Here is an 11,321-nt window from a genome sequence, read left to right as displayed (position 1 = left end):
AGGGACGCGGGGACCGAGAAATGCGAAAAGGCCGGCTCCTGTGAGAGCCGGCCTTTCCAAGATTATGACCCGGAAGCCTGGGCCGTGGTCAGCCGACCACCTGCCAGCTGCCGTCCGGATTGCGGCAGGCAGTGCCACGGGCAACCTGCTGCTGTCCGTCGATGAACACCGTGTTGGTGTAGGGGCGGCAGGTGCGGTTGTTGACATAGGCAACCGGACCCGGGCTGACGGTGCCGTAGGTACCGGCCTGCGGGTTCTGCCACTGCTGGGGATAGCCCGTATCCAGCGCGTTGACGCTGGCCGCGTAGTTGTAGCGCTGCGAATCGGCATCGAGGGCGGCGCCGATCTGGTTGCCTAGGAAGCCACCAACCAGCGCGCCGGCGGCGATCGCCGCCACCTTGCCACTGCCCTGGCCGAAGGCCGAGCCGATGGCGGCGCCACCGACGGCACCGGCCAGCGTGCCAAGCGTCTGGTTCTGGTTGGGGCCGGTCGCGCATCCGGCCAGCAGGGACGCCGCCAGGCCGACGATCACGAAATTCTTCAACAGCATCTCTCCGGGTCTCCGAGATTGGAATCAATCACTTGGGCGAATCACCCTTGATACTTGCAATGGCCTGAAACCATGGCCGAATTTTGGTTACAACCTATTCTTGCCGCAATAGACCTCCCGTCTTACATTTACTGCCTACCTCGTCCGGCATCCTGTCAATGAGTTTCAACTCAAGGGAATGCGAAGGGTCACCGCCAGTCCTCCGAGAGCCGCCCGATCGAGGACCAGCGACCCGCCGTAGGTTTCGGCGATTTCCGCCGCGATGGCGAGGCCGAAGCCGGATCCCGGCAGCGTCTCATCCAACCGCTTGCCGCGGCCGAGCACCTCGGCATAGGACGACGGCGGCAGGCCGGGGCCATCGTCCTCGACACGGATTTCCACCAGGGGCCGGTCGCGGTCGCTCCTGTCGATCGAGAGCGCGATCCGCACCTGCTCGCGGCCGTATTTGCAGGCGTTGTCCATCAGGTTGCCGACAAGTTCCTCGAGGTCGCGCCGCTCGATACGCGCCTTGGGATAACCGGCGCCCCCATCCTCGAGGTAGAGGCTGCGGTCCGGATAGGCCCGGCTCAGAACGCGGATCAGTCCTTCCAGCGAATGGCGGACGTCGGCCACCGCGCCAACCACCTTGCGATCGGCGGCGAGCCGTGCCCGGTCGAGATAGCGATCGACCTCGGCCCGCATCACCGTCACCTGCTCGACGACCTTGTCGGCGAGCGGACCGCCCTCGGCGCGCGCCTCGTTCAGCATGACGGCGAGGGGCGTCTTCAGCGCGTGGGCAAGGTTGCCGACCTGCGTCCGCGACCGCTCGACGATGGCGCTGTTGGTCTCGATCAAGGCGTTGAGCTCCTTGCCGAGAGCGGCAATTTCGCGGGGCAGCCGGCCTTCCAGTCGGTTCGCCCTCCCCTCGCGAATATCGGCAAGGCGGCGGCTCATGGCGGCCAGTGGTCGGAGGCCGAAGCTCACCTGGAGGCCGGCCGCGGCAACGAGGCCGAGCGCGAAGGCGGCAAGCGTGGCGAACACCTGGAAGCGGAAGGTCGAAATCTCGTCGGCGAGTTCGGCGATGTTGCCGGTGACGTGAAGATCGTACATCCGGCCATTGCTGAGGAAGATGCGTTGCGCCGCGTGACGCAGGGCGATGCCGGTCGGGTCGCGGGCGTCGTTGGTCACCGCCACGCCATTGTTGGGTGGCGGGGGCAGCGTCAGCACCTCGCCGAACAGCGACTGGCTGGTGGCGACGGTGACCTGCGACTTCACATCGACGACCAGCCAGTACCAGCCGGACTGGTAGCGGCCGAAGCGGGGGTCGCCCATGGTGCCGGGATCAGGCACGCCGCCATCTGGGGTCGAGGCGACCACGCCGGCCAGCGTCTTCTCGTAGACGATGATGCGCTCGTCGAAGGACCGGATGAGACTGGCCCGGTAGAGTTCGGTGAGCAGCCAGCCGAAGGCGGCCAGGGCGATCGTCGCCCACAGCGCCGACGCGAGCACCAAGCGCAGCGCCAGCGAACTCTTCAGCCACTCGCCGAGCTTTCCGAGGCGGATCTTCATTTTCCGGACGCAATGCGGTAGCCGAGACCGCGCACCGTTTCGATGAGGTCGATGCCCATCTTCTTGCGCAGACGGCCGACGAACACCTCGATCGTGTTGGAATCGCGATCGAAGTCCTGATCGTAGAGATGTTCCACCAGTTCGGTGCGCGAGATCACCTTGTCCACGTGCAGCATCAGGTATTGCATGAGGCGGAACTCATGCGAGGTCAGCTTGATGGGGTTGCCGTCGACGGTCAGCCGCCCCGCCTTGACGTCGAGCCTCACGCGCCCGACCTCCACCTCGTTGGAGGCACGGCCGGCGGCGCGGCGGGTCAGCGCCCTGAGGCGCGCCAGCACCTCCTCCATGTGGAAGGGTTTGGCGACATAGTCGTCGGCGCCGGCATCAATGCCGGCCACCTTGTCGCTCCAGCGGTCGCGGGCGGTCAGCAGCAGCACCGGCACCAGCCGGCCGTCTCTCCGCCAGGCTTCGAGCACGCTGAGGCCGTCCATCTTCGGCAGGCCAATATCGAGGATCACCGCGTCATAGGGTTCGGTGTCGCCGAGGAAATGTCCTTCCTCGCCGTCGAAGGCGGCATCCACCGCATAGCCGGCGTCGCGGCAGGCGGTGACAAGCTGCCGGTTCAGGTCACGGTCGTCCTCGACCACTAAAATCCGCATTGAGGTCCCCGATTCAGCGAAGTTGCTGGCCTGACGTCGCATCGACGATGAGGTTGTCCACCCGTCCGCCCTCGCGCATCACGGCGAGCCGGTAGACCAGGATTCCGCCGCCCTCGCAGAGCTGTGCATCGACGATTTCCCCACCGACGACGCGGGCGATGACGCCCAGCCTCTGAACGGCACCGCTGCCGACGACGGCCTGCGCCTCGGCAGGCGTCAGACAACGCGCCTCGGCGGCGTGTCCCGCGACGATTGGCAGCGTCAGAAGACACGCCAGGGCGAGACGGAATCGCTTGCGATTGGTGTTCATGGTCAGAAGAGTAGCCACGTGAGACTGAACGGTCCATGAACACCGGCAATGCCCGGCGTTCATGCAGCCCCGCCAGCGGCAAAGGCCGACAACCCCGCAAGCGGCAAAGGCCGATTACTCCAGCCCCACCACACGGCGGAGCGCCCTCCTGCCACGAGGAATGGCATCTGCGCCGGGCGTGCCGGCGGAACGAGGTTCTGCCACGCCGACGTAGGGAAACCCCTGTTGGTGGAAGGCCCGAATACGACTTTTGATCCACCTCAAGGCCTTGTTGCGACGAGGGGGTTAGCCTCGGGACGATGAAAAGAGGGGGAGTGACATGAGCATCCCGCACGAGCTTTCCTTGGAATTCCCTGAGAGTTGGGGCGCCATTGAACAGCTCATGCTGTTCGATGCGGTCTTCTGCGACCTCGCGACTGCCTACCAGGAGATCAACCGGCGCATTTTCCGCATCGAGACGCTGGAGGAACCGGCCGAGCCGGACGTCCTCGCCGATCTCAAGCGCCATCGGTCTCAGCTCAAGAATGAAATCGCGGCCGCCATTGCCGCGACCAGATGCGCCGTGGCTTGACACCCCTCCTCGTTGGGCCCCAGCGCTATAGCCCGCGCCGTCCCCGTCCGACGGCGCGGGCTAGCTTTGTCATCTTGATAGCTCGCAGCACCTCGGCTTTCAGAGTCCGTCCCTGATCTACAAGGCGCGATTTGTTTCGGGCAAAGAGGCCGGAGACTCCGGAGGCAGGCTCGTGCCTTCCCTCCTGCGCTGGATATGAACCGTTCATTTTTCTGAACATTGGGCGTTGGTAGCACCTACCGACATCGATGGCGCCCCACCGGTTCTCGTCGCACGACCGCCAGTCCGCATATCGAGAGAGCCGGTATGCCACGAAGAGACTCGTCAAGCCGGATCAGCCTTGATGCCGTGTCCGCCCGGACGACAACGCCACGCGGCATGGGGCGGAGAAGCCGATGCCATCCTATGGCATGCTGGACAGAGCCTGCCCTGTGGAGGCGTCTTGACCGGTGCGCCGAGGCCGCGAGAGACTGCACTGGCCGGCACCGCGACCGATCACCGCGGCGCAGCGTGAAGACCAGACGCAACCGCCAAACACAACTTCAGCCTGCAAGCAAGAGTGATTGACTGTTGGGTCTCCGCCGGATCGTCGTGGCGTCCCCCTCGGATCGATCGGCCCGGCAGCGAGGTACTGCGGCGGCATCCATCGTCGGAGAGCCGGGCATGCATCGCTGGTCTCTTCCCTTGCCTTGCCGGATCGATGCAACATGCCGGTCCGCGAGGCATTCGACGGTGACCGTAGTTCAAGCAGTGATTCAAGCTTGCCGAAACAGGAGTCGATACGGGCATTTGCTTATCTTCGTGTCAGCTCGGAGTCAGCCTCTCACGAGAGACCAAACCGGCGGCCGATTGATCGCAGCCTGCTCAAGCCGAGATGTTCAGGCGTAACAAGCCGATATCGGCGACTTAACGAAGTGATTCAGGACGCTCGCAGGCCGATTCCGATAGCTGACGTTCTGATTCAAAAACGGGGGCTTCCAGCCGGAAAGCAGACCTCAGGAGGTGATTCAACCTGAGGCGAATGTGCGAGTCATATGAATCGGTTGGAAGACAGTGCTGAAGCTTCGTCACGATGGTTCATGTAGTGATTCACAGGCTACTCACGCAGTGATTCACATGATGGTTCGCGCAGTGATTCAAATGGCCGACTTCGCCTGCAATGCTGCTGGAACCGCAGGCAGGCCCGCAGCAGTTGGCAGGCCGGTACGTCAGGATTCCGGCCGACGGAATCACCGGCGCAGGATGCTCGCCAGAGCCGTCCGCACGAGGCTTGCTCCCCGACAAGCCAAGAGCAGACCATGCTGCGCGGCCTCCCCCGAGCCGACGGATCCGCCGTTTGTCGGTGACTTGGAACTGCATCCTCGGCGTCTGGATGTCGGCACGTGGTCTGTTCCGAAACGCCGCGTGGGCGGTCGACGGCCGAATATCTGCTGGCGAGACGAGCGCCGGCCGCTTGTCCCCGAGGCACTGGCAAAGAGTCATCTCGGCGTGTCACGAAGACTCCGTATAGGTTGTATGCACCGCAGAGAACAATATGGTCAGACGGGAACGTCGCCGCCCAGGCACTTGCGTCATGCAGTCCTTCGGTCGGGCCATGGAGATTGCCGACCATGCCCAGCACGGCGATGTCCGGGTATGTCGTCATCCGGCGATCGCGGGTGCGGCAACCATGCCGGTCCGCGAGACATGAAGTAAGCTTCAGGCGCCGAAGGTTGACGCAACCGCCCAAGCGTGGTGGCCCGTTGGCGGCCGAGTCCGCGTCGCGCGACATACCGGCGGCAGGCTCCTCAGTCCCCTCGACAAGCGTACGCCCCAGCGCTGCCACTGCGACGAGCTCGAGAGATACCGATCAATATTCCAAACGATCGGCGAGACGGCCTGCTCCCGTAATCATCGAAGCGGCGCGGGAAAAACCACCGCCTCGCTCGCGGCGGTTTCGGCGTATGCCCCCCAAACGAGCCGGCAAGCGACGTCACTCGAAGCCGGCTCGGAAAAGTCTGAGATTGGCCTTTTCAGAACAAAACAAGATCACTATTATGGACGTCGGCCGTGGCTGCTGGCATGATCGGCCGGAATTTGTTGTCCGAATCCATTGCCAAACTCCTGGGTCGTCCCATGTCCCGCGCCGAGCGCCTCCTTACCCTGGTCCAGGCCTTGCGCCGCCGTCGCCGTCCCGTCGCCGGGGCGGAGCTGGCTGCCGAGCTCGGCGTGTCGCTGCGCACCCTCTACCGCGACATTCAGGCGCTGATCGGCCAGGGCGCCCCGATCGACGGCGAAGCCGGCGTCGGCTATGTGCTGCGGCCGGGCTTCATGCTGCCGCCCCTGATGTTCACCGAGGACGAGATCGAGGCGCTGGTGTTCGGTGCCCGTCTGGCGGCGACTCGGGCCGACGAACGGCTCGCCTCGTCGGCCGAGAATGCGCTCGCCAAGATCGCCGCGGTGCTGCCGCCCGACCTCGCCGACCGGATGGACGCCACCGGCCTGATCGTTGCGCCGGCCTGGAACGCCAACCGCGACGGCGTCGACCTGTCCCTGGTGCGTGCCGCCATCCGCAACGAGACCCGGCTCGAGTTCTCCTATGTCAATGAGAAGGGCCTCGCTTCGCGTCGCGTCGTCTGGCCCATCGCCGTCGCCTTCTTCGAGCGGGTGCGCGTCCTCACCGCGTGGTGCGAGCTCAGGGCCGACTATCGCCACTTCCGCGTCGACCGCATGTCGGATGCCGTCGATCTCGGCGTCCGCTATCCGCGTCGCCGGCGCGTGCTCCTCAAGGAATGGCGGGAACTCGAAGGCGCCGCGCCGGCCTGGAGAGAGGTGGCCGATGCGGCGGATACCGTGCCGGTGCCGCGCCGGAAGTCGGCCTAGGGCCGCTTCTGGCGCTGCCTTCAAGCTACGATCAGGCGCGTAGTTCTCAGTCCGAGAGCGCCGGCAGGATGACGTCGTTCCACAGACGGGTTGGCGGCAACCAGAACTCCGGCTGGTCATAGTTGCCGAAGAAGAGCGACAGCACGACGCGGGCCGCAGGGAAGACGAGCAGCCACTGGCCGCCGTTTCCGAAGCCGGCGTACCACGGCAGTGCGCTGCCGACCGTTGCCAGCGTCGACGTCCCCGTCCACCAGAAATAGCCGTAGCCATTGTCCGGGGTGGCCGAGAAGCGGGGCCTCGTCGACCTTTCGATCCACTCACCCGAAACGATGGGGCGTTCGTTCCAGCGACCGCCGGCCAGCAGCATGTTGCCGATCTTGGCGAGGTCGCGGGCCGTGAGGCGCAAGCCGGATGCCGCCGCAGCCACGCCGTCCCAACTGCGGACCCACTCGAAACGGTCGATGCCAAGCGGCTCGAACAGGGTGTCTTTGGCAAAGTCCTCGATTGGCTGCCCGGCGCCTTCGGCAACGATCGCCCCGATCAGCGCCGCGGCGCCGCCGTTGTAGATCCAGTTCCGGCCCGGCGGTTCGACAATGGGCCGGTCGAGCGCATAGCGCAGGCGATCGGGTGATCGCTCCATGGCGATCTCACTGTTGGCGTCGCTGGTATAGGGTACGGTCTCGTCCCAGAGCGTCCCCATGCTCATCGTCAGCGCGTCGGCAATCGTGATCCGCCGCCGCGTTTCATCGGCGAGATCCACATAGCGTGGAAGGGCGTCGAGGAGGGGCGTTTCGGGTGGCGGTACCTGTTTCCGCTCGAGGGCGATGCCGTAGAGAAGGCTGACGATGCTCTTGGTCACGGAACGCAGGTCGTGAAGCGTGTCCGGCCCGTGATCGACGACGCCGAGGTCGACACCCCAGGTATAGTCTCGACCACTGAAATAGCGCTCGGCGATGGTCCGGCCATTCCTGGTCAGCACCATGCCATGCAGCCCGGCGATATGCCCCGATGCGATGGCTTGTTCCAGTCGGGCTTCGATCGTCGAAAAGGCCGTCGTTCTTGATGCGTCCGGTTTGCTCATCCGCGGGTCCCTCCATTCCATATGATCCGGTGATCATCGAGGCGGCCGGCCCGTTATAGTCTTCCCTCCGTCTGGCGCTTGATCGAGCTTGCACGTGGTATTCTGCGCCCCTCAATAGCCGTTGTAGCGGCCCGGCTTGTGATTGACGGCCAGAACGAGGTTGAGCACCACGGCGCCCAGCACCGACAGCGCCACGTTTTTCCAGTCGAGCACCAGGAAGGACGTCGCGAGAATGACCAAGTCGGTGGCGAGCTGAAACTTGCCGGCCCGCCAGCCCAGCTTCTCCTGGACGAAGGCGGCGAGAATGCCGATGCCGCCGAGGCTCGACTTGTGGCGGAACAGCATCAGCATGCCGACGCCGGTGAGCGCGCCGCCGGTGATCGCCGAGAACCAGGGCGCGCTGTAGCCGATGGCGAAGGCATCGTGCATGAAATAGCTTTCGGCGGAGAGCAGCGCCACCGCCGCGAAGGTCTTCAGCGTGAACTCCCGGCCGAGCGTGACCCAGCCGAAGGCATAGAACGGCAGGTTCAGGAGGAAGATCACCGGGCCGATGCCGAACTCCGTCACATAATGAATGAGGAAGGCGACGCCGGCCGTGCCACCGGTGCCAAGATGGGCATCGCGGAAGAACTCAATGCCGATGGCGGCGAAGAAGGTTCCCATGGCGATGGCCTGCACATCGTCCCAGACCCCATGCCTGCTGTCGTCGTCCCTGTCGATGCTCGTCATGTCCACGGTCTTTCCCAATCAGTGATCGCCCGCTCTCTGTCACACTGTCAGCATGTTTGCCAGTGGGTGGCCGATCTCGCCCGACCGCCGTCCGCGCTGCCGATCTCGGCGACGCTTAAGGCGTCTCACGCGCCTTCATGACCCCATATGAATCGTCATGACTCTCCATGACCGACCGGGTAACCTAGACCTTCCGGCGCCTCTTGCGCCCCAGAAGCCCGGGCAACCGCGTCGGCCAGGTGACGATGCGATCCTGCCACTCTTCCACCGGCCAGTCCTGTTCGCGCACGGTCTTGCCGCGTACCGACACGCCGGCGCGGTGCACGCTGTCCGGATCGCCGGAGACCAGCGGGTGCCAGTCATAGAGATCGCGCCCTTCGGCAACGAGGCGATAGGCGCAGGTGGCCGGCAGCCAGGTGAGCGTGCGGACCTCGTGCGGCGTCAGGCGGACGCATTCCGGCACCTTTTCCGATCGATGGGCGTAATCGCGGCAGCGGCAGCTTTCGCCGTCGAGCAGCGAACAGCCGACGTCGGTGTAGACGACGCGGCCGGTATCCTCGTCCTCCAGCTTGTTGAGGCAGCAGCGGGCACAGCCGTCGCACAGGCTTTCCCACTCCGCATCGGTCATTTCCTCGAGGCTTTTGGTGCGCCAGAAGGGCAGGTCTTGGTCTTTGCCGCTGTCGTCCGCCATCTTTTTCTCTGCGATCTGGTAACGGGGGCCGGAAAAGGTTAGTTTTCGGCTTCCGAACATTCCTAACGCTTGGGCTCTACCGTGCCGGAATTCAAGAGCAATCCGCGCTGGCGCCTCTGGCTTCTCCGAATCGACGCCTTTGTCGATTCGGCCGCCTGGAACGCCACGAAAGGTTTCTCGCGGTTCTGGGGCAGCCTTGTCGACTATTCCAGCCTGATCCGCCTGCGCGGCTGGAAGCGCGCCTTCTTCGAGCTGGCATCGGAGGGAACGACGCTGGGGGCTGCCGGCTCCATCGTGTTGCTGGTGTTTGCCATTCCGGCCTTCAAGGCGACGGAGGGCGACTGGCGCGCCCGTGGCGACTATGCCGTCACCTTCGAGGACAAGACCGGCGCGATCATCGGCCGGCGCGGCATGTTCCTCGACGACAGCGTGCCGCTGTCGGCCATGCCGCCCTATCTCATCGAAGCGACGCTGGCCACCGAGGACCGGCGCTTCTACGACCATTTCGGCATCGACCCGCTCGGTACCTTCCGCGCCATCGTGTCGAATGCCAAGGCCGGCGGCGTCGTTCAGGGCGGCTCGACCATCACCCAGCAGCTCGCCAAGAACCTGTTCCTGTCGAACGAGCGCACCATTCAGCGCAAGATCAACGAAGCCTATCTCGCCCTCTGGCTCGAAGCGCAGCTGTCCAAGGACGAGATCCTGAAGCTCTATCTCGACCGGGCCTACATGGGCGGCGGCACGCATGGCGTCGCAGCGGCGTCGGAGTATTATTTCGGCAAATCGGTCAAGTCGCTGACGCTGGCCGAGGCGGCCATGCTGTCCGGCCTCTACAAGGCCCCCACCAAATACTCGCCCAACAACAACATCGCGGCGGGCCGCGCCCGTGCCAACCAAGTACTGTCCAACCTCGTCGAAGGCGGCTTCATGACCGAGGCGCAGGTCGCCTCCGCGCGCCGCAATCCGGCAACGCCCGTTCCCTCGGCCAACGGCAACGCGCCGGACTGGTTCCTTGACTGGGCCTTCGAGGAAGTGAAGCGCATTGCGCCGCCGGGCGATCGTACCATCACCGTCCGCACGACGCTCGATCCGGCGATCCAGAAGACGGCCGACGCGGCCATCGCCGACAGTCTCAGGCAGTACGGCCAGCAGTATAAGGTGAAGCAGGCCGCCACCGTCGTGCAGAGCCTTGACGGCGCGGTGCGAGCCATGGTCGGCGGCAGCGACTATGGCGAGAGCCTGTTCAACCGCGCGGTTTATGCGCTGCGCCAGCCCGGCTCGTCGTTCAAGCCCTTCGTCTACGCCACCGCCTTCATGAACGGCTACGCCCCCGATGACATGATCTCCGACGCGCCGATCACCATCGGCAACTGGAGCCCGCGCAATTACGGCCGCTCCTATGCCGGCCGGATTTCCCTCAGGACTGCCATCGCCAAGTCGATCAACACAGTGCCGGTTCGGCTTGCCGAGAGCCTTGGACGCGGCAAGATCGTCGATACCGCGCACAAGCTCGGCATTCGCACCGAACTCAAGATCACCCGCGCCCTGCCGCTCGGCGTCGCCGAGGTCACCGCCCTCGACATGGTGGGCGCCTACTCCGGCTTTGCCACCGGTGGCCTCAAGTCAACGCCTTACGCCGTCGAATGGACGAAGACCCGCGCCGGCGTCATCACCTATGATCGGGCGCGCGACGAACCGCCTCCCGAGCAGGTGTTGCCCGAGGAGATCGCCTACGAGATGAACAGCGTGCTGTCGACGGTGGTGAACGCGGGCACCGGCGGCCGGGCGAAGTTTCCCGGCCAGATGCAGGCGGGCAAGACCGGCACGACGCAGGCCTACCGCGATGCCTGGTTCGTCGGCTACACCGGCTGGTACGCGGCCTCGGTCTGGTTCGGCAACGACGATTACACATCCACGGCCAACATGACCGGCGGCAGCCTGCCGGCCATGACCTGGCACGCCATCATGCAGCCCGTCCATGCCGGCCTTGGGTTCAAGCCGATCCCGGGTGTTCCCGTCTCGGCCGACATGGTGGCCGAGGCCGGAAAGCCTGCCGAGGTGGCCGCAGCCACGCCCGAGGCGATCCCGTCGCCGCAATCGCTGACGCCGGCTGCCGTATCGGTGATCCGCGATGTCGGTGCCAGCATGCGGGCGCGGCTTCCCCAGGCAAAGGCAAGGGAAGCCGCCCTTCTGCCAGCAGCCGGCAGCGAACCTCTCACCCTCGTCACGCCGTCCGCTGCCGGACGGTCCAACGTCCTTCTCAACGGCCTTTCGCTGCTCGGTGCGTCCGACGCCGCAGAGTCTCACTGACCGGTCGCAC

10 protein-coding genes are annotated in these 11,321 nt (G+C 65.0%); 3 read left to right on the top strand and 7 right to left on the bottom strand.

The genetic code is table 11. From position 1 onward, the window contains the following. Positions 1 to 88: 88 nt before the first annotated feature. The 4 genes from CXZ10_RS12595 to CXZ10_RS12580 all read right to left on the bottom strand — a co-directional run bounded on the left by CXZ10_RS12595 (position 89) and on the right by CXZ10_RS12580 (position 3,085). Positions 89 to 550 carry an RT0821/Lpp0805 family surface protein gene (locus tag CXZ10_RS12595; protein ID WP_101289690.1) on the bottom strand — a complete coding sequence of 154 codons (462 nt, stop codon included), beginning with the start codon at positions 548 to 550 and terminating at the stop codon, positions 89 to 91. Positions 551 to 715: 165 nt separating this feature from the next. Continuing rightward, positions 716 to 2,098, bottom strand: coding sequence for an ATP-binding protein (locus tag CXZ10_RS12590; protein ID WP_101289689.1), 1,383 nt, complete (start codon positions 2,096 to 2,098; stop codon positions 716 to 718). After that, positions 2,095 to 2,757, bottom strand: a complete 663-nt coding sequence (locus CXZ10_RS12585; protein ID WP_101289688.1) for a response regulator transcription factor — start codon at positions 2,755 to 2,757, stop codon at positions 2,095 to 2,097. Before CXZ10_RS12585 ends, CXZ10_RS12590 begins: the two co-directional genes overlap by 4 nt. Positions 2,758 to 2,770: 13 nt before the next feature. Next, entirely contained in the window at positions 2,771 to 3,085 is a 315-nt protein-coding gene (locus tag CXZ10_RS12580; RefSeq protein WP_210199916.1) for a PepSY domain-containing protein, read from the bottom strand. A 301-nt stretch (positions 3,086 to 3,386) separates the two neighbouring features. Here CXZ10_RS12580 and CXZ10_RS12575 point away from each other — a divergent pair, with 301 nt between their 5' ends. Both CXZ10_RS12575 and CXZ10_RS12570 read left to right on the top strand, forming a co-directional pair. Then, positions 3,387 to 3,638, top strand: coding sequence for an HP1242/YdcH family protein (locus CXZ10_RS12575; protein ID WP_101289687.1), 252 nt, complete (start codon positions 3,387 to 3,389; stop codon positions 3,636 to 3,638). 2,115 nt (positions 3,639 to 5,753) lie between these two features. Further along, positions 5,754 to 6,500 carry a helix-turn-helix transcriptional regulator gene (locus tag CXZ10_RS12570; RefSeq protein ID WP_101289799.1) on the top strand — a complete coding sequence of 249 codons (747 nt, stop codon included), beginning with the start codon at positions 5,754 to 5,756 and terminating at the stop codon, positions 6,498 to 6,500. A gap of 46 nt (positions 6,501 to 6,546) precedes the next feature. Here CXZ10_RS12570 and CXZ10_RS12565 read toward each other — a convergent pair whose 3' ends face one another. The 3 genes from CXZ10_RS12565 to CXZ10_RS12555 form a co-directional block, all read right to left on the bottom strand. Beyond that, positions 6,547 to 7,581 carry a serine hydrolase domain-containing protein gene (locus CXZ10_RS12565; RefSeq protein ID WP_101289686.1) on the bottom strand — a complete coding sequence of 345 codons (1,035 nt, stop codon included), beginning with the start codon at positions 7,579 to 7,581 and terminating at the stop codon, positions 6,547 to 6,549. A 111-nt stretch (positions 7,582 to 7,692) separates the two neighbouring features. Continuing rightward, a complete protein-coding gene (locus tag CXZ10_RS12560) occupies positions 7,693 to 8,310 on the bottom strand; it encodes a YitT family protein (protein ID WP_101289685.1) in 618 nt (205 codons plus the stop codon). A 184-nt stretch (positions 8,311 to 8,494) separates the two neighbouring features. Continuing rightward, positions 8,495 to 9,001, bottom strand: coding sequence for a YcgN family cysteine cluster protein (locus CXZ10_RS12555; protein WP_101289684.1), 507 nt, complete (start codon positions 8,999 to 9,001; stop codon positions 8,495 to 8,497). Positions 9,002 to 9,082: 81 nt separating this feature from the next. Here CXZ10_RS12555 and CXZ10_RS12550 point away from each other — a divergent pair, with 81 nt between their 5' ends. Continuing rightward, positions 9,083 to 11,311 carry a transglycosylase domain-containing protein gene (locus CXZ10_RS12550; protein ID WP_244617150.1) on the top strand — a complete coding sequence of 743 codons (2,229 nt, stop codon included), beginning with the start codon at positions 9,083 to 9,085 and terminating at the stop codon, positions 11,309 to 11,311. The last annotated feature ends 10 nt before the right edge of the window (positions 11,312 to 11,321 follow it).

This window comes from Pleomorphomonas diazotrophica, assembly GCF_002844595.1.
Classification (GTDB): Bacteria; Pseudomonadota; Alphaproteobacteria; order Rhizobiales; family Pleomorphomonadaceae; genus Pleomorphomonas; species Pleomorphomonas diazotrophica.
Note: the sequence above shows the minus strand (reverse complement) of the source record. Positions and strands in the feature narration are given on the sequence as shown.